The organism is Streptomyces sp. NPDC048473, from assembly GCF_043200155.1.
Taxonomy (GTDB): domain Bacteria; phylum Actinomycetota; class Actinomycetes; order Streptomycetales; family Streptomycetaceae; genus Streptomyces.
On sequence record NZ_JBICXE010000002.1, the window covers coordinates 318,947 to 344,824 of the forward strand.

Consider the following 25,878-nt stretch of genomic DNA (forward strand, 5'->3'; position numbering starts at 1 on the left):
TCAGGTCAGGGCTGGTCTGTTCCGGCCGTGCTCAGATCGTGCCTGGTCAGGGGCGCTTGATCGGTCAGGACTCGGCCGGGGTTGCATGCAGATGGACGCGCGGCACACGGGTGCCGATCCGGGTGACGATCTCGTACGCGATCGTGTCGCAGGCCCGCGCCCAGTCCTCGGCGCTCGGCTCGCCCCGGTCCCCCGGGCCGAAGAGCACCGCCTCGCTGCCCACCTCGATCTCGTCCCCGTCGAGGTCGACGACGAACTGGTCCATGGCCACCCGGCCCGCGATCCGCCGCCACGCGCCGCCGACCAGGACGGGTGCACGGCCGGAGGCATGGCGCGGGATGCCGTCCGCGTAGCCGACCGGCACCAGGCCCAGGGTGGTCTCGGCGGAGGTCGTGTAGTGGTGTCCGTAACTGACCCCGTGACCGGCCGGCACCTGCTTGACCAGGGCGACCGACGCCACGAGCGTCATGACGGGGCGCAGCCCGAAGTCGGCCGGGGTGCCCAGCTCGGGGCTGGGCGAGATGCCGTACATCGCGATCCCGGTCCGTACGAGGTCGAAGTGCGCCTCGGGGATCGTCAGCGTCGCCGGGGAGTTGGCCATGTGGCGCACTTCGGGGTCGACGCCCTCCTTCTCCGCGTACGCGACCATGTCCCGGAACACGTTCAGCTGGGCGGCGATGGAGGGGTGGCCCGGCTCGTCGGCACAGGCGAAGTGCGACCAGAGGCCGGTGATCCTGACGGTGCCCTCGTCCTCGGCGGTGCGGGCGGCGGCGACCAGCTCCGGCCAGTCGGCGGGCTGGCAGCCGTTGCGCCCCAGGCCGGTGTCGGCCTTGAGCTGGATACGGGCCGGAATGCCGGCCTCCGTGGCCGCGGCGACGACCTCGCGCAGGGCCCACATCCCGCTCACCGCGACGTCGATGTCGGCCTCGATCGCCTCGCGCCAGGGCCCGCCCGGCGTCCACAGCCAGCACATCATCCGGCCGCCGAGCCCGGCAGCCCGCAGCGCGAGCGCCTCCTGCGGCGTCGCGGTGCCCAGCCAGGTCGCCCCGGCCTCCAGCGCGGCCCGGGCGCAGGGCACCGCCCCGTGCCCGTACGCATCGGATTTGACGACGGCCATGAGTTGCGCGCCGGCCGCCCGCGCGCGCAGTACACGCACGTTGGCGCGCAATGCGGCGAGGTCGATCTCGGCACGGGCTCTCAAGGACGCTGTCTCGTTCATCGCGCCCAGTCTCTCAGAGGCGTACGACAGCCCTTCCGGGCGGCAGGTCGGGAAGGTCCGGTCGCAGGGGGTGCCCGCCGTGCCACGCGCGTACACCTCAGTGATGGCGCAGCTCGTGTTCCAGATGGTCGACGAGGACCGGGACATGACTGTGCGGTACGTCCTTGACCGCCGTCACCAGCGTCACCGGGCCGCCCGCGCGGACCAGTTCCACCAGCTCCCCGACGGCCGCCGTGTGTACGGGGTCGGCCAGCTCGGCGCGGTAGCGGTCGACGAAGTCGTCGTAGCGGGTGCCGCTGCGGTCCTCGTGGTACCGGGCGCGGAGCTCGTTCGACGGGGTGACGTCCTTGAGCCATCTGTCGATGCGGGCCCGGTCCTTGGCCACTCCACGCGGCCAGAGCCGGTCGACGAGGACGCGGGTGCCGTCGCCGTCCTCCTGCGGGTCGTACACCCGGCGTACGCGCACATCGCTGCCGGCGCTGCTGCCCACGATCGGCCCTCCTGTCGGCGTCCGCCTGCCGCTGCTTGCGCCCAGGATCACTCAGGCCCGTACGTCCCGCCACGCCGCCGCAATCGCCTCGGCGACGTCCTGCGCGGCGACGGGAGCACCGTCCGAGGCGTGGCGGGCGGCCAGACCATGCAGATACGCGCCTACGGACGCGGCGTCGCGGGGGGCGAGGCCCGCGGCCAGCAGGGAGCCGGTCAGACCGGAGAGGACGTCGCCGCTGCCGGCCGTGGCCAGCCAGGAGGTGCCGGTCGGGTTGACCCGTACGGGAGTGTGTCCGGTGTCGGTGGCGACCAGGGTCGTCGACCCCTTGAGCAGGACCGTGGCGCTGTAACGGGCGGCCAGCTCCCGTACGGCGGCGAGCCGCCCCGCCTCGACCTCCTCGCGCGGGACGCCGAGCAGGGCCGCGGCCTCACCGGCGTGCGGGGTGAGGACGGTCGGCGCGGTGCGCGACCGTACGACGGAGACGTCGAGCAGCCGCAGCCCGTCCGCGTCCACCAGCACCGGGACATCGGCGGCCAGCACGTCGGCGACCGCCTCGACGGCATCCGTACCGTCACCGAGCCCCGGCCCGACGACCCATGCCTGCACCCGCCCCGCCTTCGACGGCGGCCCCGCGTGGACCAGCGTCTCCGGATGGCGGGCGATCACCGCGCGGGCGCCCGGACCGACGTACCGCACGGCTCCGGCACCGCCGCGCAGCGCCCCGGAGACGGCCAGCACCGCCGCCCCCGGATACCGCGCCGACCCGGCAACGATGCCGACGACGCCACGCCGGTACTTGTCGCTCTCGCTGCCGGGAACCGGCAGAAGTGCGGCGACGTCCGCGTACTGCAAAGCCTCCAGGTCGGGTACGCCGGGCAGCTCGGGCCCGAGCCCGATGTCGACGAGGTGCAGGGCGCCCGCCAGGCCGGCGGCCGGGTCGATGAGCAGCCCCGGCTTGTACGTACCGAAGGTGACCGTCGCGTCGGCGCGCACCGCGTCGCCGAGCACCTCGCCGGTGTCGGCCTCGACCCCGCTGGGCAGATCGACGGCGACGAAGGCCGCGCCGGTCGCCTCGAAGGCCCGCACCAGCCCGGCGGCCTCCGGGCGCAGCCCGCCGCGCCCGCCGATGCCGGTGATCCCGTCGACGACGAGATCGATGTGCCCGCCCCAGACGCCCGTCGCCGCGTCCCCCTCCGCCACACGCCCGCCCGCCGCGAGCAGCGCCGCGAGCCCGCCTTCGTGGGCGCGCCCCGGCGAGGTGAGTACGGCGCACACGCCCGCGCCGCGACGGGCCAGCCGGGCGCCCGCGTACAGCGCGTCGCCCCCGTTGTCACCGCTGCCGACGAGCAGGACGACCCGGGCCCCGTACACCCGCCCGCGCCGCCGCAGCACATCCGCGCAGGCCGCCGCGAGTCCCGCCGCGGCGCGCTGCATCAGTGCGCCCTCGGGCAACTTGGCCATCAGGGCCCGTTCGGCGGCCCGTACGGTCTGAACGCTGTACGCAGTACGCATGACTCAACCCTCCGCGATCACCACGGCCGACGCCACCCCCGCGTCGTGGCTGAGCGACACGTGCCAGTGCTGTACGCCCAGCTCGGCCGCGCGTGCGGCGACCGTGCCGCTGACCCGCAGCCGGGGCTGCCCGCTGTCCTCGACGTACACCTCGGCATCCGTCCAGAGCAGGCCGCTCGGCGCGCCGAGCGCCTTCGCGAGGGCCTCCTTGGCGGCGAACCGCGCGGCGAGCGAGGCGATACCGCGCCGCTCGCCGCTGGGCAGCAGCAACTCGCTCTTCAGAAAGAGCCGGTCGGCCATCTGCGGCGTACGCTCCAGCGCCGCGTCGAACCGTTCGATCTCGGCCACATCGATCCCGACCCCGATGATCACGCGTGTTCCTTCACTGCTCGCTACTCCACGGTCACGGACTTCGCCAGATTGCGCGGCTGGTCCACGTCGTTGCCGCGGGCCGTCGCCAGTTCGCAGGCGAACACCTGCAGCGGCACGGTCGACACCAGCGGCTGAAGCAGCGTAGGCGTAACGGGAATCCGGATCAGATGGTCGGCGTACGGGACGACCGCCTCGTCGCCCTCCTCGGCGATGACGATGGTGCGGGCGCCGCGGGCCCTGATCTCCTGGATGTTCGACACGATCTTGTCGTGCAGCACCGACCGGCCGCGCGGTGAGGGCACGACCACGACGACCGGCAGATCGTCCTCGATGAGCGCGATCGGCCCGTGCTTGAGCTCACCCGCGGCGAAGCCCTCGGCGTGCATGTACGCGAGTTCCTTGAGCTTCAACGCGCCTTCCAGTGCCACGGGGTAGCCGACATGGCGACCCAGGAAGAGCACGGTGTCGTGGTCGGCGAGGGAGCGGGCGAGTGCGCGTACGGGTTCCATCGTCGCCAGGACCCGTTCGACCGCCCCGGAGATCTCGGAGAGCTGGCGGATGACGGTGCGGATCTCGTCGCCCCACTTCGTACCGCAGATCTGTCCGAGATACAGGGCGACGAGGTAGCAGGCGACGAGCTGGGTGAGGAACGCCTTGGTGGAGGCGACGGCGACTTCGGGCCCGGCGTGCGTGTAGAGCACGGCGTCGGACTCCCGCGGGATGGTGGAGCCGTTCGTGTTGCAGATGGCGAGGACCTTCGCTCCCTGTTCGCGGGCGTGCCGCAGGGCCATCAGGGTGTCCATCGTCTCGCCGGACTGGGAGATCGCGATGACGAGGGTGCGGTGGTCGAGGATCGGGTCGCGGTAGCGGAACTCGCTGGCCAGCTCGGTCTCGCAGGGAATCCGGGTCCAGTGCTCGATGGCGTACTTGGCGATCATCCCGGCGTGGAACGCGGTACCGCAGGCGACGATGACGACCTTGTCGACCTCCCGGAGCTCACTGGGCGTGATCCGTACCTCGTCGAGGTGGAGCGTGCCCGCGCCGTCGATCCGCCCGAGGAGCGTGTCGGCGACGGCCTTGGGCTGTTCGGCGATCTCCTTGAGCATGAAGTAGTCGTGGCCGCCCTTCTCGGCGGCGGAGACGTCCCAGTCCACGTGGTACTTACGGACCTCGGCGGGCCGCCCGTCGAAGTCGGTGACGGTGACACCTTCCCGGCGCAGCTCCACCACCTGGTCCTGGCCCAGCTCGATCGCGGAGCGGGTGTGTGCGATGAACGCGGCCACGTCGGAGGCCAGGAACGACTCGTCCTCCCCCACCCCCACCACGAGCGGGGAGTTGCGCCGGGCCCCGACCACCACGTCGGGCGCGTCCGCGTGCACGGCGACGAGGGTGAAGGCGCCCTCCAGCTGCCGGCAGACCTGCCGCATCGCCTCCGCCAGGTCCGCACAGGGCGAGAACGCCTCGGCGAGGAGATGGGCGACGACTTCGGTGTCGGTCTCGGAGGCCAGCTCGTGGCCGCGCTCGGCGAGTTCGGCGCGCAGGACGGCGAAGTTCTCGATGATCCCGTTGTGCACGACGGCGACGCGGCCCGCGTTGTCGAGGTGCGGGTGGGCGTTGGCGTCGGTGGGGGCGCCGTGGGTGGCCCAGCGGGTGTGCCCGATCCCGGTGACCCCGGCCGGGAGCGGCGCCTCGGCCAGCGCCTTCTCCAGATTGACGAGCTTCCCGGCCTTCTTCGCGGCGGCCAGGCCGCCGTCCGCGAGGACGGCGATGCCCGCCGAGTCGTAGCCCCGGTATTCGAGGCGCTTGAGACCCGCGACGACGACGTCCTGCGCCGACTGCCCACCGACGTATCCGACGATTCCGCACATACCGTTCCCTTCCTGGTCACCTACCCCTCTTCTTCGCATCGTCGCAGAGATCCAGCCTGTCCGGCGCTTGAGGACCGCCGAGGACGAGCCGCTGGTCGCCGCCCTCGAACGCGACGGCCGCGCCACCCACCCCGAACTCCAGAAGGCGACGGGCCGCTCCGAATCGGCGATCAGACGCAGGATGTCCCAGCTCACCGGATCCGGGGCGATGTACCTCGACATCGAGTTCGACGCCGAGTACTTCGGCTTCCGCGGCGCGGCCATGCTCTGCATCACGGCGGCACCCCGCGCCCTGAACACGGTCGGCGAGGCCTTGGCCACCCACCAGGAGGTCGCTTCCGCCGTCGCGACCTCGGGCCCGTCCAGCCTGATGGCGGTCACCGTCACCCGGAACACGGCCCACCTCTGCCGCTGTCTGAGCGACAGGTTCGGGATGCTGGACGGCGTCGAACACGTGGAGACGATGCCGTTCCTGCGCCGCGTCAAGCAGCTGACGTACCGGCCGTTCCGGGGTTGGAAACCTATGGGGCGGCAGCAAGGAGTGCTTCGGCGACAGCGGTGCGGGCGTAGAGCACCGAGCGGCCGGCCCGGTGGGCGGTGACCAGGCCCGCGTCGCGCAGCGCGGTGAGGTACTGGGACACCCCGGCCGGGGAGAGCCCTGTGCGGTGGGCCAGTTCGGTGGTGGAGGCCGGAGCCTCCAGTTCGGTCAGCAGCAGGGTCCGGGAGCGGCCGAGTACGGCGGCGGTGGCGTCGGTTCCGGTGACGGCACGGGATGCCCACAGCGAGCCGACGCCCCGCGCCGGGTAGGCCAGTTGCGGCGGTTCCGCCGGCCTCACCCGGGTGAGCAGGCCCGGTCCGGTGAAGGCCGAGGGAATCAGCAGCAGCCCCGTGCCCGCCGTCTTCCGGGACAGGGTCCGCTGCCGGCGGGCCAGCCGAAGCGCGTTCTCGTCCCAGCTCACCGAGGGGTGCAGGTCGTTGAAGAGGTGGCCCGTGCCCTGCTCGGCGACTTGCCGGGCCCGGTAGAAGACGTCGGCGTCGAGCACGGCCCGGATCCGCGCCCAGTAGGGGGCGAGCGCCAGCTCCCAGAAGGTCTCGATCTCTTCCGCAACCCGCACCATGCGGGCCTGCGGCTTGGCGTACAGGGTGCGCAACCGGGGTCCGAGACGCCCCTGCTCATGCCCCAGTCGGTCGAGGTCGTGTCGTACGCGGTCGGCGGGAGCGGCCAGGATCCCGGCCAGTTCCTCCGCCAGCGTGGAGGCCGGCCCGGCGGGCGCCGGGTTGAGGAAGTCGGGCACATAACCCGAAGGCGGGATCAGCTCGGCGAGCCAGCCCCGGTCCAGTCCGGCGGCCACCACCCGCGGCCGCACCTGCTCGGCCCAGGGCCGGTGCACGGAATGCGCGGAGCCGGAGTTCAGCAGCCGGAAGCCGGGCCCGGCCTCCCACATCGGCGACACGGCGAACCGCACCTGCGCGAGATCGCTCACCGAAAACGCCAACTCCGCCTGCACTGCCGACAGCCGCCCCAAGAATTCACATATACCTGAATGAATGGCGGCCAGCCTACCGCGAGGAAATCATCACGGGCATGACCTCACAGACGAACACTGCGGCGGAATCGGGCACGTGGAATCTCGGCGACTTGGCGGTCAACCGGATCGGTTTCGGCGCGATGCGTCTGACGCAGAACGGCGAGGCGTTCGCGCCCGACGCCGTGTCGAGCGATCGTGGCCGGGCGATCAGCGTGCTGCGCCGCGCGGTCGAGCTCGGCGTGAACCACATCGACACCGCCGCGTTCTACTTCTCGCCCCTGCGCTCAGCCAATGAGCTGATCAACCAGGCACTGGCCCCCTATCCGGATGATCTCGTGATCACCACCAAGGTCGGGCCGGGCCGAGACCAATCGGGTGCGTGGCTGCCCCATGCCACCCCCGACCTGCTGCGCGGCCAGGTCGAGGAGAACCTGCGTCAGCTCGGCCGTGACCACCTGGACGTGGTGAACCTGCGCATCGTCGGCACCGATTCCATCGCCGAGCGTTTCGGCGCACTGGCCCAGCTGCGCGACGCCGGACTCATCCGCCACCTGGGCATCTCCAACGTCACGCCTGAACACCTCGCCGAGGCCCGGGCCATCGCGCCCGTGGTCTGCGTGCAGAACATGTACGGAATCGGCGTGCGGCCCGAGCAGGACGAGTTCCTGCGTACCTGCGGTGAACAGGGAATCGCGTTCGTGCCGTTCTACGCCATCGCGGGCACCGGGCGGCAGTCGGGCGCGAGCGGCGCCGAGAGCGACGAGGTGCTCGCCGTCGCACGGGCGCACGGGGCGAGCCCGGCGCAGGTACGACTGGCGTGGACGCTGCACCGTGGGCCGCATGTGCTGGCCATCCCCGGTACCGGCAACCCCGATCACCTGGACGCAAACGTGGCCGCGGGTGCACTGCACCTCTCCGAGGACGAACTGAGCGTCCTGGACTCCCTCCACCGGCGCGGAGCGTAAGCGGAAGAATCCGGCCGTTCAGGGGTTATGACCTGCCACGCGGTTCAGCGCTTGAGGAACTCCAGGAGGTCCTTGTTGAACCTCTCCTTGTAGCCCGGGACGACGGCGAGGCCGTGAGGAGCACCCTCGTAGACCTTGAGGGTCGCGTCCGCGATGAGCTCGGCGGACTTGCGGCCGGTGGCGTCGATCGGGACGATCTGGTCGTCGTCACCGTGCACGACGAGCGTGGGGATGTCGAACTTCTTCAGGTCCTCGTGGAAGTCCGTGGCCGCGAAGGCGTCGACACAGGCGACGCCGCCCTCGATGGTCTCGGCCATGGCCATGTACCAGAAGGCGTCCTGGTTGCCCCGTGTGACCTTGTTGCCGTCGCGGTTGGCGCCGAAGAAGGCGACCGCGGTGTCCTTCCAGAACTGCGAACGCTCGGCGAGGATGCCGCTCTTGATGCCGTCGAAGACCGACTGCGGTACGCCCTCGGGGTTGCCGGGGCCCTGGAGCATCAGCGGACAGATCGCCGAGAGCAGCACCGCGGACCTGATCCGGTCCGTGCCGTGACGGCCGATGTAGCGGGCGAGTTCGCCGCCGCCCATCGAGTGCGCGACCAGCGTGACGTCCCGCAGGTCCAATTGGGTGATCAGGTCGTCGAGGTCGTCCGCGAAGGTGTCGAAGTCGTAGCCGTCCCAGACCGGGGTGGAGCCGCCGTGACCGCGGCGGTCGTGGGCGATGCCGCGGTACCCGTTGTCGGCGACCGCTTTGAGCTGGTCCTGCCAGGCGTCCCCGCTCAGGGGCCAGCCATGGATGAAGACGACGGGGCGGCCGCGGCCCCAGTCCTTGTAGAAGATGTCGACACCGTCACGTGTGGTCACCGTGGGCATGCGTGTTGTCCTCTCGGGTGTGCTGCGGGCCCCCCGATCCAGAGTGCGGCCGGACGCCGGAACCGCAATTCGGATCGTGGGGGTCCGGCGGCCGCTCAGCGGGAACGGCGTCCGCGCCGCACCTTCAGGCTCTCAGGTCGGCGGGGCTCAGGACAGCGCGCTCAGAGGGGTTCCCGTGACCTGTGACACGCCCCGCAGGTGCCTGAGGGTGCTCGCCGCCACGGACACGGGCCGGGATCCGAAGCCGTCAGGCTTCGCCGGTGACCGTCACCGCTGGGCGGACTGCGTCAGGTCCTTGGTCATGAACACACGGCTCGTACCGGGCGGATCGCAGGGGATTTCGCCGAACACCTCCCAGCCGTGCTTCTTGTAGAAGCCGGGCGCCTGGAAGCTGATGGTGTAGAGCACGGCGGACCGGCAACCCCGGCTCCGCCCCTCGGTCTCCGCCAGCCGCAGTATTTCGCTGCCGATCCCGGTACCTCGGAGCTCGCTCGGCAGATGGAACAGGTCGACGAAGAGCATGCCCAGGGACGTCCTGCCGGTCAGGCCCCCGACGACGCGCTGTGTCAGTGGATCCCGGACGAGCACGGCGAGCGGACGACGATCGTCGGTGCTCGTCTCCTGCACGTTGAACGCGTCCAGCGCGTCCGACACCAGCGCAACATCCGCTGCGTCGGGCGCGTCGGTGACGAAGATCTCCGGGGGCTGGTTCGCAGGTCGATCGCTCATGGCCCGAACGTATGGGCAGGGTCTGACATTGATACTCGTAGCGGGTTCCGGTGGTCGTGGCTCAGGGTCTGACTGACGTCCTGCTGGGCTGTCCTGCGGTTGTTCGACGTCACCTACGGAGACGACCTCGCCGCGCTGGTCCGGCTGGTGGCCGGGGGCCGGCTGCACCCGGAGATCGGCTCGGTCCACGACTGGTCGCGTACCGCCGACGTCATCACGGACCTGCGGGCCCGGCAGGTGCGGGGGAACGCGGTACTGACGGTGAGGTGACGGCGTCGCACCAAGGGGCTCCGTAAGTCGAACCAGGGGGCTCCGTAATCTGTGAACCTTTCCGAGCCCTGCGGGCAACAAGGGGTGACACGCTCACCCGTCGATCCCCCTGGAGCCGATGTGACCGGACCACCAGCCAGCCCCGGCGACGATGCCGAGGTCGTCGCGCAGTCGCTGGAGCATCCCGAGATCTTCGCCGGGCTCTACGACCGCCACGCCCCGGACATCCACCGCTATGCCGCCCGCCGCCTCGGGGAGGGCGCGGCGGACGACATCACGGCGGAGACCTTTCTCATCGCCTTCCGCTCCAGGCGCCGTTACGACAGCACGCATCGCAACGCCCGCCCCTGGCTGTACGGCATCGCAGCGAATCTCATCGGCAAGCAGCGGCGCAGCGAGGAGAGGGGGTTGCGGGCCCTGGCCCGTACCGGTCAGGACCCGGTGGCCGCGTCCTGGAGCGACCGTTCCGACGCCCGGATCGCCGCGCAGGCGCCGCTGGCCGGGGCGCTCGCCTCGCTCTCGGCCGGCGACCGCCATGTGCTGCTGCTCGTCGCCTGGGCCGACCTCGGGTACCAGGAGGTCGCCGAGGCGCTGGGCATCCCGCTCGGCACCGTACGGTCCCGGCTCAACCGCGCTCGCCGCAAGGTCCGTGCGGCGCTCGACATGGATCCCTCGTTCACGCCCGACGTCATGGAGCTGACCCCGTCATGGACGAAATGACCCAGCTGCGCGAGCTGCGCGCGGACGCGCCCGTTCCCGACCGTTCCGCACTCGCCCCGGGCCGGCTGCGGCTCACCGAGGCCGTCGCCTCGGGCCGCCGTGTCCGCCGGCTGAAGGCCGACTGGCGGATCGCTTCGGTCGGCGCGGCCGCGGCGATCACCGTGGCGGCCGTGCTCGGCACCCAGCTCGTCGGCGCCGCCGCCCCCGACCGCTCCGGACCTGCTTCGACCACGGGAACCCTGCGGCTGAGCAGCCCGGCCGAGGTACTGAACCGGGCCGCCGACGCACTGGAGAAGCAGCCGGCCGCACCGGAGCCGCGCGACGACCAGTGGATCTACACGAAGACGGTGATGGCCCAGCCGGAGGGCTCGAACGCCGGCCGCTTCGAGTACGACCCCGACTCCTGGGTCCCGTACGACAACTCCGCCGCGGCGAAGAACGGCAAGGACGACGACTACCGCACGTCCCGCCAGGTCTACCGGGCCGCCAATGAGCTGCCCGACGACCCGGCGCGCCTGCTGGCGAAGGTCCGTTCGTTCTACCCGACGGGCCACACCGCCGAGAACCCGCCGGAGGGGCAGGCTCAGCACAGCTTCCGCGCGATGGGGCTGATGGTCGAGGCGTACCCGATCGCACCGGCCGCCCTCGCCCGGATCTACCGTGCCCTGGCCACCGTCCCCGGTGTCCATGTCACCGACCACCTGGTGAAGGACGCCGCCGGACGCGAAGCCATTGCCATCACCCGGAAGGAGGACGGCAGGCACGAACAGCGGGAGATCCTCCTCGACCCGCAGGACTTCGGCTACGCCGGGATGCGCTTCGTGGTCACCGAGGACTACGAGTACACGCCCTCCGTGGGCAAGGTGAAATTTCCGTCGGAGAAGTTCGAGGCCGGGCAGATCACGATGAGTGAAGCCCGGGTCGAGACAGTCGTCGTCGACACCAAGGGCGAGAAGCCCTGACCCACCCGGGGCCGCGAACCGGGGCCGGTGTCCGCTACAGGGGTGCGGACACCGGCCCCTGCCGACAGCGGCAGGTACCCGCGGGTGCATCATGTCGCTGCCGGATGTCAGCCCTCCGGCCGAGAACCCGGAGGCAGGAGCGCATGTCCAGCGCCGAGGGACCAGCCGCACCGACGCGCCCACCATGGGACCTCCGGCCTTCTCAGCCGGCTCCCGGGCCGCCTCCGCCCCATCCACCGAAGCGCCGGATGTCGGGCAGGACCGCGGTCGTGCTGAGTGCACACCCAGCCGTAACCGGTACCGGCAGCCCGGAACGAGCCCCGCCGTCCCTGCACGTGACCGACCCCACCCCCCACTCCGTTAAAACTCCCGCAACAATGAACACGTGATCACTTCGCCGCCACGGAGCAGCACCCACCGACGTGCCGAGCACGCAGCGACGCCGTATGTCGATCTGTCGCGTGCCGAGTGGAGCGCTCTGCGCGACAAGACGCCGTTGCCGCTGACCGCCGACGAGGTGGAGCAGCTGCGCGGGCTCGGGGACGTCATCGACCTCGACGAGGTACGGGACGTCTACCTGCCGCTCTCCCGGCTCCTCAACCTCTATGTCCAGGCCACCTCGGGTCTACGTGGCGCCCTGAACACCTTTCTCGGGGACGCGGGCAACGGGCACGGCGCGCAGCGTGGCACCCCGTTCGTCATAGGGGTCGCCGGCAGTGTCGCGGTCGGCAAGTCCACCAGCGCCCGTATCCTCCAGGCGCTGCTGGCCCGCTGGCCCGAGCATCCGCGGGTGGAGCTCGTCACCACGGACGGGTTCCTGCTGCCGATGAAGGAGCTCCAGTCGCGCGGGCTGATGTCGCGCAAGGGGTTCCCCGAGTCGTACGACCGGCGGGCCCTGACCCGTTTCGTCGCCGACATCAAGGCCGGCAAGGACGAGGTGACGGCGCCCGTCTACTCGCATCTGATCTACGACATCGTGCCGGGCGAGCGGCTCACCGTACGCCGTCCCGACATCCTGATCGTCGAGGGACTGAACGTGCTGCAGCCCGCGCTGCCCGGCAAGGACGGGCGGACGAGGGTCGGGCTCGCCGACTACTTCGACTTCAGTGTGTACGTGGACGCGCGGGCCGAGGACATCGAGACCTGGTATCTCAACCGGTTCCGGAAGCTGCGTGAGACGGCGTTCCAGAACCCGTTCTCGTACTTCCGCAAGTACACCCAGGTCTCCGAGGAGGAGGCCATGGAGTACGCGGCGACGATGTGGCGGACCATCAACAAGCCCAACCTGGTGGAGAACGTCGCGCCCACCCGGGGCCGTGCCACTCTGGTGCTGCGCAAGGGGCCGGACCACAAGGTCCAGCGGCTGTCCCTGCGCAAACTCTGACCCTCCGAGTCCCCTGGGAGCGGCCGCGTGCTGCATCTGCGCCTGATCGTCCCCGCCGGCCGTACGGACGAGGCCCTGTGGGCGGCGCACCGCCGCCGGACGGGCTACGTTGCGAGCCCGTCCGGCGAATAAATAACGCGCGAGCAGGCCGACCGGGGCAATGGGCCGGCCGGCTGCGGGCCGACCGGGCCCGGACCGGCCGAGTACGCGGACCAGCCGAGTGCGCGGACCAGCCCAACCCGGGCCGGCCGAGTGCGGACGTCCCCACATCGGCCGGCCGAGCACCGACCAACCGGGCCCGGACCCACCGAGTGCGGACTAACCGAGTGCGGACTTCACCACATCGGCCAGCCGTTCGGCGACAGCCCGTGCCTGGTCGATGTCGGCCGCCTCGACCATGACCCGTACCAGCGGCTCCGTGCCCGACTGGCGCAGCAGTACGCGCCCGGTGGAGCCCAGCTCGCGCTCGGCCTCGGCGACCGCCGCGGCCAGCTCCGGGGAGGTCCCGACCCGGGACTTGTCGACGTCGGGGACGTTGATCAGCAGCTGCGGCAGCCGCTGCATGACCCCGGCCAGCTCGGCGAGCGTACGGCCGGTGGCGGCGACCCGGGCCGCCAGCATCAGGCCGGTCAGCGTGCCGTCGCCGGTCGTGGCGTGGTCCAGGACGATGACATGGCCGGACTGCTCGCCGCCCAGCGCATAGCCCTCGGCCTTCATCGACTCCAGTACGTAACGGTCGCCGACGGCTGTCTGGACGAGCTGGATGCCCTCCCGCTCCATCGCGATCTTGAAGCCGAGGTTGGACATGACCGTGCCGACCACGGTGTCCTTGCGCAGCTGACCGGCCTCGCGCATGGCGAGGGCCAGTACGGCCAGGATCTGGTCGCCGTCGACCTCCGCGCCCGTGGCGTCCACGGCGAGGCAGCGGTCGGCGTCGCCGTCGTGCGCGACGCCGAGGTCGGCGCCGTGCTCGACGACGGCGGCCTTCAGCAGATCCAGGTGGGTGGAGCCGCAGCCGTCGTTGATGTTCAGACCGTCCGGATCGGCACCGATCGTGATCACCTCGGCGCCGGCCCGCGTGAAGGCCTCGGGCGAGACCCGGGAGGCCGCGCCGTGCGCCTCGTCGAGGACGACCTTCAGCCCGTCGAGCCGGTTCGGGAGGACGGTGATGAGGTGGGCGACGTACCGGTCGAAGCCCTCGGTGTAGTCGGTGACCCGGCCCACCCCTGCGCCCGTCGGACGCGCCCAGGGCGCACCGGTGCGGTGCTGCTCGTAGACCGTCTCGATCCGGTCCTCGAGCTCGTCGGCGAGCTTGTGACCGCCACGGGCGAAGAACTTGACACCGTTGTCCGGCATGGCGTTGTGGCTGGCGGAGAGCATCACGCCGAGGTCGGCGCCCAGCGCGCCGGTGAGGTACGCCACCGCAGGGGTGGGCAGCACACCGACCCGCAGGACGTCCACACCGGCACTGGCGAGACCTGCCACGACGGCGGCCTCCAGGAACTCTCCGGAGGCACGTGGGTCACGTCCGACCACGGCTGTCGGCCGATGCCCCTCAAAGGTGCCCGCCTCGGCAAGCACATGCGCCGCAGCGACCGAGAGACCGAGCGCCAGCTCGGCCGTCAGATCCGCATTGGCGACACCGCGCACACCGTCCGTGCCGAAGAGTCGTCCCACTGGTGTCCTCCGAAGATGCTCCGAAACCGCAAACCGAACCAAGCCAAAGCAAACCAAAGCAACGCAACACAGCAACACGATGCGACGCACAGTGCGGCGCATCCATCGCCGGGCAACGCAACACAACGCTGCGTATGCAAGCGTATGAACGTCTTATGCCGTTATACGCCCGAGGGTGCCGATAGACGAACGCCCCGGCAAGCACGAGGTGTGCCGCCGGGGCGAACGTGTAAAGCAGATGAGCAGGCGGTTTAGCGCTTGCTGTACTGCGGGGCCTTACGGGCCTTCTTGAGACCGGCCTTCTTGCGCTCGACCGCACGGTCGTCGCGGGAGAGGAAGCCGGCCTTCTTCAGCGGGGCGCGGTTGTTGTCCACGTCCGCCTCGTTCAGCGCACGGGCCACACCGAGGCGCAGGGCGCCGGCCTGACCCGAGACGCCGCCACCCGAGATGCGGGCGATGACGTCGTAGCGGTTGTCGAGCTCGAGCACCTTGAAGGGCTCGTTGACTTCCTGCTGGTGCACCTTGTTGGGGAAGTAGTCCTCAAGGGTGCGACCGTTGATCTTCCACTTGCCGGTGCCCGGAACGATCCGGACGCGGGCGATGGCGTTCTTCCGACGGCCAAGGCCGGCGGCGGGCTGCGGGTCGCCGAAGCGGGAAGCCAGCGACTCGCTGGTGTACTCGCCCTCGACGGGAACCTCGGACTCGAAGGTGGTCACCTCAGCGAAAACCTCTTCGCCCTCGGTGCCCTCGACGGGGTTCTCAACAGTGGTCTCGGCCACGATTCTCCTCAGATCTTTCTTTTGGTCTTAGGGGGAGGCCGGAACTACTGCGCGACCTGGGTGATCTCGAACGGGACCGGCTGCTGAGCAGCGTGCGGGTGCTGGTCGCCCGCGTAGACCTTGAGCTTCGAGAGCATCTGACGGCCCAGGGTGTTCTTGGGGATCATGCCCTTGATGGCCTTCTCGACAGCCTTCTCGGGGCTCTTGGCGAGCAGCTCGTCGTAACGGACGGAGCGGAGACCACCCGGGAACCCGGAGTGGCGGTACGCCATCTTCTGGGTCTTCTTGTTGCCGGAGAGGTGAACCTTCTCGGCGTTGATGATGATGACGAAGTCGCCCATGTCCATGTGGGGGGCGTAAATCGCCTTGTGCTTGCCGCGGAGGAGGTTCGCAGCCGTGGTGGCCAGACGACCCAGGACGATGTCCTGCGCGTCAATGATGTGCCACTGGCGCGTCACATCGCCGGGCTTGGGGCTGTACGTACGCACGGTCGTAGCCTTCGCTTCTTCAGTGAGTGAGTCCTGACAAGGCCACCCGGACGATCACACCAGCCTTGGCGGCGCTGCGGGGACGCAACCCGAGTGCCTGCCGCTGGTCATCGGCCCGGTGGACCGGCGTAAGGGCCCCTCGCGTGAGAACGACCAAGCCAATACGCATAACAAACCAGAAGAATACCGTCGCTCCCCCGTGCGGGTCAAAACAGCCCCCGAACCCGGGGCCCGGCCAGGCTTTCGGCCGCCCCGAAGCCTGGCTCTCAGCCGCCCCGGAGTCAGGCCCCGGTCGCCACGAACAGGTCCTCGGCGAGCTCGGCCGTCAACGACCGGTCGAACCAGTCGCTCAACACATCCGGATCAGCGCAAGAAACGATCCGCTCCCGCACCTGCTCCGACACGGCGACTCCCCGCTTGGACAGAATCCGTGTCGTCGTCACCGGTCTGCAGCGGACGGGTGAGCGCCCCGGCACCCCGCCACCCCCAGCGGAGCGTCACCGCACTCGCTCGACCCTCCGCTCGTCCCACACCGGCTCCGTCGTCTCCCGTACGACGCCGTCCGAGCCGAACACCAGATACCGGTCGAAGGACTTCGCGAACCACCGGTCGTGCGTGACGGCCATCACCGTCCCGTCGTACGCCTCCAGCCCGTCCTGCAGGGCCTCCGCCGACTCCAGGTCCAGGTTGTCCGTCGGCTCGTCCAGCAACAGTGCGGTCGTGCCGGCCAGCTCCAGGAGCAGGATCTGGAACCGCGCCTGCTGCCCGCCGGACAGCTTCTCGAACGGCTGGTCGCCCTGCCGCTCCAGCTCGTACCGCCGCAGCACGGACATCGCCCCGCCCCGGTCCTTGGCATGCTCGGTCCACAGGATCTCGACGAGCGTGTGGCCCAGCAGCTCCGGATGGGCGTGCGTCTGCGCGAAGTGACCCGGTACGACGCGCGCCCCGAGCTTCCACTCCCCCGTGTGCGCCACCGGCTCGCCCGCCAGCAGCCGCAGGAAGTGCGACTTCCCGGAGCCGTTCGAGCCGAGGACGGCGACCCGCTCCCCGTAGAAGATCTCCAGGTCGAAGGGCTTCATCAGCCCGGTCAGCTCAAGGTTCTTGCAGGTCACCGCCCGTACGCCGGTCCGGCCGCCGCGCAGCCGCATCTTGATGTCCTGCTCGCGCGGCGGCTCCGGCGGAGGTCCCGCGTCCTCGAACTTCTTGAAGCGGGTCTGCATCGCCCGGTAGCGGGACGCCATGTCGGGGCTGATCGCCGCCTGCTGCCGGAGCCGGTGGACCAGCGCCTTCAACCGGGCGTGCTCCTCCTCCCAGCGCCGCAGCAGCTCCTCGAACCGGGCGAACCGGTCCTTGCGGGCCTGGTGGTACGTATCGAAACCGGCGCCGTGCACCCACACGTCGCTGCCCGCCGGGCTCGGCTCGACGCTGACGATCTTCTCGGCGGCCCTGGACAGCAGCTCCCGGTCGTGGGAGACGAAGAGGACCGTCTTACGGGTCTCCCTCAGCTTCTCCTCCAGCCACCGCTTTCCGGGGACGTCGAGATAGTTGTCCGGCTCGTCGAGCAGCAGCACCTCGTCCGGCCCGCGCAGCAGCGCCTCAAGCACCAGCCGCTTCTGCTCACCGCCGGACAGCGTGCGCACCTCGCGCCACTGCGCCTTCTCGTACGGAACACCGAGCGCGGCCATGGTGCACATGTCCCACACCGTCTCGGCCTCGTACCCGCGGGCCTCCGCCCAGTCGCTCAGGGCCTGCGCGTACTTCATCTGCGCGGCCTCGTCGTCGACGGTGAGGATCAGCTCCTCCGCCTTGTCGACCGCCAGGGCCGCCTCCCGGATACGGGGCTGGGCGACGGAGACCAGCAGATCCCGGACCGTACGCTCGTCCCGCACGGAGCCCACGAACTGCTGCATCACCCCGAGCCCACCGCTCACCGACACGGACCCGCCGTGCGGCTGGAGCTCCCCGGCGAGCAGCCTCAGCAATGTGGTCTTTCCGGCACCGTTCGCCCCCACGAGGGCGACCACGGCCCCGTCCGCGACCCGGAACGAAGCATCGCCGAGCAGCACCCGCCCGTCCGGTAGGTAGTACTCAAGATGGCCCGCTTCAAGATGTCCCATGCACAGCATTGTCACGGGCCGCGAAGCCCTGGCCCAACCGGTTTACGTTCCGTCTAGGATTCGCCGCATGAGCTTTGGGCAAGGGGGGCCCTCCTGGGGGCCAGGGGACACACAGACTCCGGACTGGGCAGCGCTGGCCGACGAGTCCGCCGCGCGCGGCCGCCGCAAGAAGTGGCTGCTCATCGGCGGCGGCGTGCTCGCCACCGCGGCGGTCGGCGCGATCGTGGCGACGGCGGTCATCTCGACCAACAACAACAGCTCCACCGGCTCCGGCAAGAACGCGAGCGAGCTGCCGGCACCGACCGATCTGCCGAACAACACCGCCGAGCCCGAACCATCCTTCTCCTCGGTGGCACCACCGCCCCCGCCGGACCCGAAGGACTACATATCCGACGTCAAGAAGGACAAGGCGCCGATCACCGTCGACGCGTTCTTCCCCGGCAAGAAGCTGACGATGGGCAACCACGTCTACGTCAAGGGCGCGACACAGCAGACGAAGAGCTGTGCCGCGACCACCAAGGGCGCGCTCGGCTCGATCCTCGTCAACAACGGCTGCGACCAGGTCATCCGGGCCACGTACAGCAAGGACGGCGTCGCCGTCACCGTCGGCCTCGCGGTCTTCAAGACGGAAGCCCGGGCCAAGAGGGCGGCCCAGCAGTCCAGCGGCAGCATCGCCACACTGAGCGGCTCGGGTGTACCGGCCTTCTGCCGCACCGGATCGGTCTGCCGCCGTACCGCCAACTCCTACGGCCGCTACGCCTACTTCACCATCAGCGGGTACACCAGCGGCAAGAACGTCACCACGTCCGACAAGAACGCCTACGCCACCGGTGACGACCTGACGAACTTCACGTTCCGTCAGATCCGCCACCGCGGCGAGCTCCAGGCATCGGCTGCAGCCACCGCACCCGCCGGCTGACCCGGCCCGGGGATCTCGTGCGCCTTCCGTTCCTCCTCACCCTTCCCCGCGTGCTGCGCCACAGCGCGGCCATCGGTGCCGATCTGCCGCCGGACGAGGCCGTGGTCGTCGACGCCCCGGACGCCGCACTGCGTACCGCTCTGACCTCGGCTGCCGAGGGCGACCACGGCCCTGCCCGCGAGCTGCTCGCCGCGACCCGTGAGCACACCCAGTGGGAACTGAGGGACGGTTACGTGTCCCGTCTCGCCGAGGCCACCCTGCACAACCCCGGCTGGCTGGACGCCTGGCTGGCCGAATCCCCCGAGGACCCGGACGCGGCTCTGGTCCGGGCGGACCTCTCCATCGACCGGGCCTGGGAGATGCGTACGGCGGAACGCGCCAGGCATGTCTCGCGCGACCAGTTCCGGGCCTTCTTCGCGCTGTTGGAGGACGCGGCCCCGGTGATCGGCAGGGCGGCCGAACTCAACCCCGCCGACCCCGTGCCGTGGCGCATCGCCCTGACCCACGCCAGGGGCAGCCAGGCCCCGCGCGATGTCTTCGACGAGTACTGGGCGCACGCCCTGGCACGCGACCCGCACCATTACGGATGCCATGCCGCGGCCCTCCAGTACCTGTGCGCGAAGTGGTGGGGTTCGCACGAGGAGATGTTCGGCTTCGCCGAGAGCGCGGCCGATACGGCCCCGCCCGGTTCGAAGCTGCACGCACTGCCGCTGTTCGCGGCGCTGGAGTACGTGGTCGTGTCCCCCTCCCCCGGCGTACCGGCCGACCCCGACCCGTACGCGCCCCGCGTCGCGGCGGCGGTCGCCCTCGCCCTGGAGCTCTCGGCCGCGTACGAACCGGGCAGCCACGAGGCGGCCGGCTTCCGCAACCACCTGGCCCTGATGCTGCTGCGTACGGAGCGCTGGGACGAAGCACTGGACGCCTTTCGCAGCATCGGCGTCCATGCCACCAAGTACCCCTGGGGGTACTTCGGCGACGACCCGCGCCAGGAGTTCCTGGAGACCCGGTCGGGCGTCCGCATCCACGTGGCGACACGGACCCCGTTCTTCGGCCGTCCCCCGCAGCCCCGCACCGCCCCCTCAGCCACCCCCGCCTGGACACCGGGCGCCCCGTGCGCGGTCGCGATAGCGGCGGCCCGCCCGGCGGACGTGGCGCAGGCGGCACTGATGTGCGGCGTCTCGCTCCGCACCGCCCCTGCGACCGCCACCCACACCTACGTCGAGGCAGTCCCGGAACCCCGGCCCGCCAAACGCTCGGTCCTCTCCACGGACGACCCGCTGACCACGGCGGCGGACAACTTCACCACCGGCGAGAAGTGGCCCACGCTGGTCCTGCGCCGCACGCCCGAACGCTGCGGGCTCACCCTGTTCCTCAAGGGCAGGCCCCTGGCCACCCACGAGTGGAACGCCACGTCCCCGGCCCCCGACCACGCCACGGTCACCGCCACGGCGGAAGCCCTGTCCCGCGCCTTCGCCCTCACGGACCCACGCCCGCTGACCCACATCCTCCGCTCCACGGGCAACCCGCCCCGGCACCAGTCGGATCTCCTGGCGGCCCTGTCCCTGCCCCCGCTGCCTCCGGGCTTCGGCGACCGCCCGGAAGTCCTCGACACCCTCCCCCACGCCCAGGTCCTCACCCGCCGCGGCCTGCTGGCCGGCATGCGCTCCTCGATGACCACCCAGGACGGCGAACACCCGTCGCCCCCGGACAGCTACGAACACCGCCCACCGCGCTGGTGGCTGCTGCGCATCCTGGGCCTGCTGCTGTGCACGGCAGCCACGGTCCACGGATGGGCGGCCCCGGACACCCGCCCGCTCCGAGCGACGACAGCCACGCTCGCGGCCCTGTTCCTGGCGGCCCGGCTGACGGGGGCCTGGCGGCAGCGACGCCGGGCGCACGGCAGAGCCGCGAGCTGACGGCCCGGCCCTGCCTGCCCGGCGGCTCTCAGCAGCAGCCGGCTCCGGGAAGCGTGCGCACATTGCGCGCCTCCTTGGAGCGAGCGGCCAGCAACTCGTCGGCCGGGTACGCCACTTCCTCCAGCGTCAGCCCATGGGGACGCACCACATGCACGCCGGGATCCCGCACCCGTGCCGCCAGCACCTGTGCGGGCCACTCGGCCGGACGGCGACCGTCCCCGACGAAAAGCGCCGCACCGATCAGCGCCCGCACCATGTTGTGGCAGAACGCGTCGGCCTGCACGGTCGCCGTCATGATCCCGGACGCCTCGTCCCGTATCCAACTCAGCTTCTGCAGCGTACGGATGGTCGTCGCGCCCTCGCGTTTCTTGCAGTACGCGGCGAAGTCGTGCTCCCCGACCATCCGGGCCGCCGCCTCGTTCATGGCATCGACGTCCAACGGCCGGTCGTGCCACAGCACATGACCGCGCAACAGCGGATCCACCCCACCGGCGCGATCGGCGACGCGGTACGCGTAACGACGCCACAGCGCCGAGAACCGGGCATTGAACCCGGCCGGCGCCCGGGCGATCCGCCAGATCCGTACATCGGGCGCCATCCGTCCGGCCATCCGCCGCAGCAGCTTGTCCGCGTGCTCGGCCCACACCTCGTCCGGCAGATCGACATGGGCGACCTGGCCCCGGGCATGCACCCCGGCATCGGTGCGCCCGGCAACCGTCAGGTCGTACGTCCGCGTGGACCGCGTCACGGTCCGCAGCGCGTCCTCGATCTCCCCCTGGACGGTCCGCCTGGAGGTCTGCTTGGCCCAGCCGGAGAAGTCCTTGCCGTCGTACGCCAGGTCCAGCCGCACCCGTACGAAGCCGGGCTCTACTTCGTCACTCACCGAAGGATGTCCTTTTCTGCCAGTACATACGGAACGGGCCCGCACCGCCCCGAAGGGTGATGCGGGCCCGTCCAGTGGTCTCAGAACGCTCAGGCGTCCTTGGACTCCGCGTCGGCCTCGGCCGGCTTGGCGTCCTCGACGACCTCGGCCGGAGCCTCGTCCTTCTTGAGGGCGTCTTCCTTGACCGCACGCTTGGTCGCGGCCTCGGCCTCACCGGCGGCCTGCTGGGCCACGGTCAGCGCCTCGACCAGCTCGATGACGGCCATCGGGGCGTTGTCGCCACGACGGTTGCCGATCTTGGTGATGCGGGTGTAACCACCGGGGCGGTTCTCGTACCGCGGAGCGATCTCGGTGAAGAGCGTGTGAACGATGCCCTTGTCCGTGATCGACTGCAGCACCAGGCGACGGTTGTGGATGTCGCCCTTCTTCGCCTTGGTGATGAAACGCTCGGCGACCGGACGCAGGCGGCGGGCCTTGGCCTCGGTCGTGGTGATGCGGCCGTGCTCGAACAGCGCCTTCGCAAGGTTGATGAGAAGAAGCTTCTCGTGCGCAGCGCTGCCGCCCAGACGGGCACCCTTGGCGGGCTTCGGCATGGTTTTTCTCCTTGTGTGCTGCACCGGCCGTATCAGGTACCGGTGTCAGTTCCCGTGCAGCGGACGCCACACGGAAGATCAAGAGCCGACCGGGCCATGATCGAATCAAGCCCGTCCGGCGATTGAGGGCAATACCCTCACGCCCGAGCCCAAAATCAAGCCCGTCCGGCGATTGAGGACAAAGCCCTCACCCCGGTCCGGGGCGCCCAGAAAACCCGGGCACCCCAGCCGGAGGCGAATCAGTACTGCTCGGTCTCCACGAAACCGGCATCCGCGTCGTCATCGGCGCCGAACGCGTCGGCCGCGGCCGTCGGGTCGAATCCGGGCGGGCTGTCCTTGAGCGCCAGGCCCATACCGGCCAGCTTCGCCTTGACCTCGTCGATCGACTTCGCACCGAAGTTGCGGATGTCGAGCAGGTCGGCCTCGGAACGAGCCACGAGCTCACCCACGGAGTGGATGCCCTCGCGCTTGAGGCAGTTGTACGAACGGACCGTGAGCTCGAGCTCCTCGATCGGCAGCGCCAGATCGGCAGCGAGCGCGGCGTCCGTCGGGGACGGGCCCATGTCGATGCCCTCGGCGTCGATGTTGAGCTCGCGCGCCAGACCGAACAGCTCGACCAGGGTCTTACCGGCCGACGCCATGGCGTCGCGGGGACGCATGGCCTGCTTGGTCTCGACGTCGACGATCAGCTTGTCGAAGTCGGTGCGCTGCTCGACACGGGTCGCCTCGACCTTGTACGTGACCTTGAGCACCGGCGAGTAGATGGAGTCGACCGGGATACGGCCGATCTCCTGGCCCGCCTGCTTGTTCTGGACGGCGGAGACGTAGCCGCGACCGCGCTCGACGGTCAGCTCCATCTCCAGCTTGCCCTTGCCGTTCAGCGTGGCCAGGACCAGGTCCGGGTTGTGGACCTCGACACCGGCCGGCGGGGCGATGTCAGCAGCGGTGACCAGGCCGGGACCCTGCTTGCGCAGGTACATCACGACCGGCTCGTCGTGCTCCGAGGAGACGACCAGCTGCTTGATGTTGAGGATGAGGTCGGTGACGTCCTCCTTGACGCCCGGCACGGTGGTGAACTCGTGCAGGACACCGTCGATCCGGATGCTGGTGACAGCAGCGCCGGGGATCGAGGAGAGGAGCGTACGGCGAAGAGAGTTGCCGAGGGTGTAGCCGAAACCCGGCTCCAGCGGCTCGATGACGAACCGGGAGCGGAACTCGTCAACGACCTCTTCGGTCAGCGACGGACGCTGAGCGATAAGCATGTTGCGTTCCTTCAGTCGTGGGCGCCCACTATTTGACGCCCCCAGATACTGACAAGGGTACGGGCGGCACGACCCGAAAGAGCCGTACCGCCCGGACCCACGAGCTGCTACTTGGAGTAGAGCTCGACGATCAACTGCTCCTGCACCTGGGTATCGATCACCTGGCGCTCGGGCAGGGAGTGCACGAGGATCCGCATCGTCGACGGCACGGCTTCGAGCCACGCCGGTACGGTGCGCTCGCCGGCCTCGGCCCGGGCCACCTGGAAGGGGGTCAGGGCCTTGGACTTCTGGCGAACCTCGATGACGTCGTTCGCGGCGACGCGGGCCGACGGAATGTCGGTCTTCGTGCCGTTCACGGCGATGTGTCCGTGACGCACCAGCTGACGGGCGTGGTCGCGGGACTTGGCGAAGCCTGCCCGGTAGACCACGTTGTCGAGGCGGGTCTCAAGGATGCGCAGAAGGTTCTCACCGGTCTTGCCGGACTTCTGGTTCGCTTCCTTGTAGTAGTTCACGAACTGTCGTTCAAGAACACCGTAGATACGCGAGCACTTCTGCTTCTCACGAAGCTGAAGAAGGTACTCGCTGTCCTTGGTGCGCCCGCGTCCGTGCTCACCCGGGGGGTAAGGACGGATCTCGATCGGGCACTTCGCGCTCTCGCACTTGCTGCCCTTGAGGAACAGCTTCTGCTTCTCCCGACGGCAACGCTTGCAGTCGGCCCCGGTGTATCGCGCCATTTTCCAGTTGTCTCCGTAGCCTCAGACGGAATCAGACGCGGCGACGCTTGGGCGGCCGGCATCCGTTGTGCGGAGTGGGGGTGACGTCCTGGATCGAACCGACCTCCAGGCCAGTGGCCTGGAGCGAACGGATCGCGGTCTCGCGGCCGGAGCCCGGACCCTTGACGAAGACGTCAACCTTGCGCATGCCGTGCTCCTGCGCGCGGCGGGCGGCCGACTCGGCGGCCATCTGCGCGGCGAAGGGGGTGGACTTGCGCGAACCCTTGAAGCCGACGTGGCCGGCGGAGGCCCAGGAGATCACGTTGCCCGAGGGGTCCGTGATCGAGACGATCGTGTTGTTGAACGTGCTCTTGATGTGCGCGTGGCCGTGAGCGACGTTCTTCTTTTCCTTGCGACGCACCTTCTTGGCTGCGCCCTGACGACCCTTGGGGGGCATGTCTTGACTCCAGATGGAGAGGGGAGGTGATCGGTCCTACAGCGAAGACCGCTGGTTGCTGCGGATGACCGGTGGGCCGGACGCCCGCAGTGCGTCCGCTGAGGACTACTTCTTGCCCGGCTTCTTCTTACCGGCGATCGCGCGACGCGGGCCCTTGCGGGTACGAGCGTTCGTGCTGGTGCGCTGGCCGTGGACCGGCAGGCCGCGGCGGTGACGCAGGCCCTGGTAGCAGCCGATCTCGACCTTGCGGCGGATGTCGGCCTGGATCTCGCGACGGAGGTCACCCTCGGTGCGGAGGTTGGCGTCCACGTACTCGCGGATCTTGACCAGGTCCTCTTCGGCCAGGTCACGAACGCGGGTGTTCGGGTTCACGCCAGTGGTGGCGAGAATCTCCTTGGACCGGGTACGCCCGATACCGAAGACGTAGGTGAGGGCAACCTCCACGCGCTTTTCGCGCGGGATGTCAACACCTGAAACGCGTGCCATTCAATGGCTCCAGTTGTTATTTCGGGGGTCTTCCGCAGCGCCACTCCCGATCGCCGACCTCTCGTGACGAGAGGTGGTACGCCCGGGTCCCCGGCCCCCGCCGGAGGTGTCGTCAGCCGAGGCTTGGACGGACTCTGCGTATGTACGTTTTACGTGCGTCGCGCGAAGTACTGCGAGATGCAGGGGGTCGTGCGTCAGCCCTGGCGCTGCTTGTGGCGCAGGTTGTCGCAGATGACCATGACCCGACCGTGACGGCGGATCACCTTGCACTTGTCGCAGATCTTCTTGACGCTCGGCTTGACCTTCATGGGATGTCAGGTTCTCCGGGTCAGTGCCATCACCACGCCGAAGCGGGGTGCGGGCAAGATCTACTTGTAGCGGTAGACGATCCGGCCACGCGTCAGGTCGTACGGAGAGAGCTCCACGACGACCCGGTCATCCGGAAGAATTCGGATGTAGTGCATCCGCATCTTGCCGCTGATGTGCGCGAGGACCTTGTGACCGTTCTGGAGTTCCACCTTGAACATGGCGTTCGGGAGGGACTCGATCACGGTGCCCTCAATCTCGATGGCACCTTGCTTCTTGGCCACGCTTCGCCTTTCGAATCGGCTACCTTGATCGACTTCCGGCACCGTATGCGGACACACTGATGCACGAGAGCCGACGAGTCAGTCTACGTCAGCGGACCCCAAAACA

The 25,878-nt window shown here is 69.8% G+C and carries 28 protein-coding genes and 1 pseudogene; 8 read left to right on the top strand and 21 right to left on the bottom strand.

Going from position 1 to position 25,878, the window contains the following annotated elements:
* Nucleotides 1-64: 64 nt before the first annotated feature.
* The 5 genes from alr to glmS form a co-directional block, all read right to left on the bottom strand.
* Nucleotides 65-1,219, bottom strand: coding sequence for an alanine racemase (alr, locus tag ACGFU7_RS04750; RefSeq protein WP_393692335.1), 1,155 nt, complete (start codon nucleotides 1,217-1,219; stop codon nucleotides 65-67).
* A 97-nt stretch (nucleotides 1,220-1,316) separates the two neighbouring features.
* Entirely contained in the window at nucleotides 1,317-1,709 is a 393-nt protein-coding gene (locus ACGFU7_RS04755) for a DUF488 domain-containing protein (RefSeq protein WP_393692337.1), read from the bottom strand.
* A gap of 51 nt (nucleotides 1,710-1,760) precedes the next feature.
* The gene (locus ACGFU7_RS04760) at nucleotides 1,761-3,221 is read right to left on the bottom strand and encodes an NAD(P)H-hydrate dehydratase (RefSeq protein WP_393692339.1); all 1,461 of its coding nucleotides are present in this window, start codon (nucleotides 3,219-3,221) and stop codon (nucleotides 1,761-1,763) included.
* Between the two features lie 3 nt (nucleotides 3,222-3,224).
* Nucleotides 3,225-3,593, bottom strand: coding sequence for a holo-ACP synthase (locus ACGFU7_RS04765; RefSeq protein ID WP_393692341.1), 369 nt, complete (start codon nucleotides 3,591-3,593; stop codon nucleotides 3,225-3,227).
* A gap of 20 nt (nucleotides 3,594-3,613) precedes the next feature.
* Nucleotides 3,614-5,461, bottom strand: coding sequence for a glutamine--fructose-6-phosphate transaminase (isomerizing) (gene glmS / locus ACGFU7_RS04770; protein ID WP_393692343.1), 1,848 nt, complete (start codon nucleotides 5,459-5,461; stop codon nucleotides 3,614-3,616).
* Nucleotides 5,462-5,528: 67 nt separating this feature from the next.
* Here glmS and ACGFU7_RS04775 point away from each other — a divergent pair, with 67 nt between their 5' ends.
* Nucleotides 5,529-6,062: an Lrp/AsnC family transcriptional regulator gene (locus tag ACGFU7_RS04775; RefSeq protein WP_393692345.1), complete on the top strand. Its 534-nt coding sequence runs from the start codon at nucleotides 5,529-5,531 to the stop codon at nucleotides 6,060-6,062.
* Here the strand turns inward: ACGFU7_RS04775 and ACGFU7_RS04780 are convergent.
* Nucleotides 5,983-6,969: a DUF5937 family protein gene (locus ACGFU7_RS04780; protein WP_393692347.1), complete on the bottom strand. Its 987-nt coding sequence runs from the start codon at nucleotides 6,967-6,969 to the stop codon at nucleotides 5,983-5,985. The two genes, ACGFU7_RS04775 and ACGFU7_RS04780, sit on opposite strands and share 80 nt — an antisense overlap.
* 77 nt (nucleotides 6,970-7,046) lie before the next feature.
* On the opposite strand from ACGFU7_RS04780, the gene ACGFU7_RS04785 reads away from it, so the two are divergent.
* On the top strand, nucleotides 7,047-7,955 hold the full coding sequence (locus ACGFU7_RS04785) for an oxidoreductase (protein WP_393692349.1): 909 nt from the start codon (nucleotides 7,047-7,049) through the stop codon (nucleotides 7,953-7,955).
* Nucleotides 7,956-7,999: 44 nt separating this feature from the next.
* Here the strand turns inward: ACGFU7_RS04785 and ACGFU7_RS04790 are convergent, their stop codons facing one another.
* On the bottom strand, nucleotides 8,000-8,827 hold the full coding sequence (locus tag ACGFU7_RS04790; protein ID WP_393692351.1) for an alpha/beta fold hydrolase: 828 nt from the start codon (nucleotides 8,825-8,827) through the stop codon (nucleotides 8,000-8,002).
* Nucleotides 8,828-9,094: 267 nt separating this feature from the next.
* Complete coding sequence (locus tag ACGFU7_RS04795; protein ID WP_393692353.1) at nucleotides 9,095-9,556, bottom strand: GNAT family N-acetyltransferase; 462 nt, start codon at nucleotides 9,554-9,556, stop codon at nucleotides 9,095-9,097.
* 114 nt (nucleotides 9,557-9,670) lie between these two features.
* On the opposite strand from ACGFU7_RS04795, the pseudogene ACGFU7_RS04800 reads away from it, so the two are divergent.
* From ACGFU7_RS04800 to coaA, 4 genes and pseudogenes are all read left to right on the top strand, one after another.
* A pseudogene (locus tag ACGFU7_RS04800) lies at nucleotides 9,671-9,826 on the top strand (alcohol dehydrogenase); the annotation flags it as partial.
* A gap of 120 nt (nucleotides 9,827-9,946) precedes the next feature.
* Nucleotides 9,947-10,546 (top strand): RNA polymerase sigma factor, encoded by a 600-nt coding sequence (locus ACGFU7_RS04805; RefSeq protein ID WP_393692355.1) that lies wholly within the window; start codon nucleotides 9,947-9,949, stop codon nucleotides 10,544-10,546.
* Nucleotides 10,534-11,508 (top strand): CU044_5270 family protein, encoded by a 975-nt coding sequence (locus ACGFU7_RS04810; protein WP_393692357.1) that lies wholly within the window; start codon nucleotides 10,534-10,536, stop codon nucleotides 11,506-11,508. The genes ACGFU7_RS04805 and ACGFU7_RS04810 overlap by 13 nt, the downstream gene beginning before the upstream one ends.
* A 385-nt stretch (nucleotides 11,509-11,893) precedes the next feature.
* Complete coding sequence (coaA, locus tag ACGFU7_RS04815) at nucleotides 11,894-12,892, top strand: type I pantothenate kinase (RefSeq protein ID WP_393692359.1); 999 nt, start codon at nucleotides 11,894-11,896, stop codon at nucleotides 12,890-12,892.
* A 318-nt stretch (nucleotides 12,893-13,210) separates the two neighbouring features.
* Here coaA and glmM read toward each other — a convergent pair whose 3' ends face one another.
* The 5 genes from glmM to ACGFU7_RS04840 form a co-directional block, all read right to left on the bottom strand.
* Entirely contained in the window at nucleotides 13,211-14,569 is a 1,359-nt protein-coding gene (gene glmM, locus ACGFU7_RS04820) for a phosphoglucosamine mutase (protein WP_393692361.1), read from the bottom strand.
* Between the two features lie 251 nt (nucleotides 14,570-14,820).
* A complete protein-coding gene (gene rpsI, locus ACGFU7_RS04825; RefSeq protein WP_030914197.1) occupies nucleotides 14,821-15,348 on the bottom strand; it encodes a 30S ribosomal protein S9 in 528 nt (175 codons plus the stop codon).
* Between the two features lie 44 nt (nucleotides 15,349-15,392).
* Nucleotides 15,393-15,836, bottom strand: coding sequence for a 50S ribosomal protein L13 (rplM, locus tag ACGFU7_RS04830; protein WP_114246110.1), 444 nt, complete (start codon nucleotides 15,834-15,836; stop codon nucleotides 15,393-15,395).
* 281 nt (nucleotides 15,837-16,117) lie between these two features.
* Entirely contained in the window at nucleotides 16,118-16,279 is a 162-nt protein-coding gene (locus ACGFU7_RS04835) for a hypothetical protein (RefSeq protein WP_393692363.1), read from the bottom strand.
* A gap of 54 nt (nucleotides 16,280-16,333) precedes the next feature.
* The gene (locus tag ACGFU7_RS04840) at nucleotides 16,334-17,962 is read right to left on the bottom strand and encodes an ABC-F family ATP-binding cassette domain-containing protein (RefSeq protein ID WP_393692871.1); all 1,629 of its coding nucleotides are present in this window, start codon (nucleotides 17,960-17,962) and stop codon (nucleotides 16,334-16,336) included.
* Between the two features lie 58 nt (nucleotides 17,963-18,020).
* Between ACGFU7_RS04840 and ACGFU7_RS04845 the strand changes: the two genes are divergently transcribed.
* Complete coding sequence (locus tag ACGFU7_RS04845; RefSeq protein WP_393692365.1) at nucleotides 18,021-18,872, top strand: hypothetical protein; 852 nt, start codon at nucleotides 18,021-18,023, stop codon at nucleotides 18,870-18,872.
* Between the two features lie 50 nt (nucleotides 18,873-18,922).
* Nucleotides 18,923-20,788, top strand: a complete 1,866-nt coding sequence (locus ACGFU7_RS04850) for a hypothetical protein (protein ID WP_393692366.1) — start codon at nucleotides 18,923-18,925, stop codon at nucleotides 20,786-20,788.
* 28 nt (nucleotides 20,789-20,816) lie between these two features.
* Here ACGFU7_RS04850 and truA read toward each other — a convergent pair whose 3' ends face one another.
* The 8 genes from truA to infA form a co-directional block, all read right to left on the bottom strand.
* The gene (truA, locus tag ACGFU7_RS04855; protein ID WP_393692368.1) at nucleotides 20,817-21,671 is read right to left on the bottom strand and encodes a tRNA pseudouridine(38-40) synthase TruA; all 855 of its coding nucleotides are present in this window, start codon (nucleotides 21,669-21,671) and stop codon (nucleotides 20,817-20,819) included.
* An 89-nt stretch (nucleotides 21,672-21,760) separates the two neighbouring features.
* On the bottom strand, nucleotides 21,761-22,264 hold the full coding sequence (gene rplQ, locus ACGFU7_RS04860) for a 50S ribosomal protein L17 (protein WP_393692370.1): 504 nt from the start codon (nucleotides 22,262-22,264) through the stop codon (nucleotides 21,761-21,763).
* Between the two features lie 239 nt (nucleotides 22,265-22,503).
* On the bottom strand, nucleotides 22,504-23,526 hold the full coding sequence (locus ACGFU7_RS04865; protein WP_024755423.1) for a DNA-directed RNA polymerase subunit alpha: 1,023 nt from the start codon (nucleotides 23,524-23,526) through the stop codon (nucleotides 22,504-22,506).
* Between the two features lie 107 nt (nucleotides 23,527-23,633).
* Nucleotides 23,634-24,260, bottom strand: coding sequence for a 30S ribosomal protein S4 (rpsD, locus tag ACGFU7_RS04870; RefSeq protein ID WP_393692372.1), 627 nt, complete (start codon nucleotides 24,258-24,260; stop codon nucleotides 23,634-23,636).
* A 31-nt stretch (nucleotides 24,261-24,291) separates the two neighbouring features.
* On the bottom strand, nucleotides 24,292-24,696 hold the full coding sequence (rpsK, locus tag ACGFU7_RS04875; RefSeq protein ID WP_003956432.1) for a 30S ribosomal protein S11: 405 nt from the start codon (nucleotides 24,694-24,696) through the stop codon (nucleotides 24,292-24,294).
* A 105-nt stretch (nucleotides 24,697-24,801) separates the two neighbouring features.
* Nucleotides 24,802-25,182 (bottom strand): 30S ribosomal protein S13, encoded by a 381-nt coding sequence (rpsM, locus tag ACGFU7_RS04880; protein WP_018519286.1) that lies wholly within the window; start codon nucleotides 25,180-25,182, stop codon nucleotides 24,802-24,804.
* Nucleotides 25,183-25,376: 194 nt separating this feature from the next.
* Entirely contained in the window at nucleotides 25,377-25,490 is a 114-nt protein-coding gene (gene rpmJ, locus ACGFU7_RS04885; RefSeq protein WP_003956441.1) for a 50S ribosomal protein L36, read from the bottom strand.
* 60 nt (nucleotides 25,491-25,550) lie between these two features.
* Complete coding sequence (gene infA / locus ACGFU7_RS04890; protein ID WP_003956442.1) at nucleotides 25,551-25,772, bottom strand: translation initiation factor IF-1; 222 nt, start codon at nucleotides 25,770-25,772, stop codon at nucleotides 25,551-25,553.
* Between the last annotated feature and the right edge of the window lie 106 nt (nucleotides 25,773-25,878).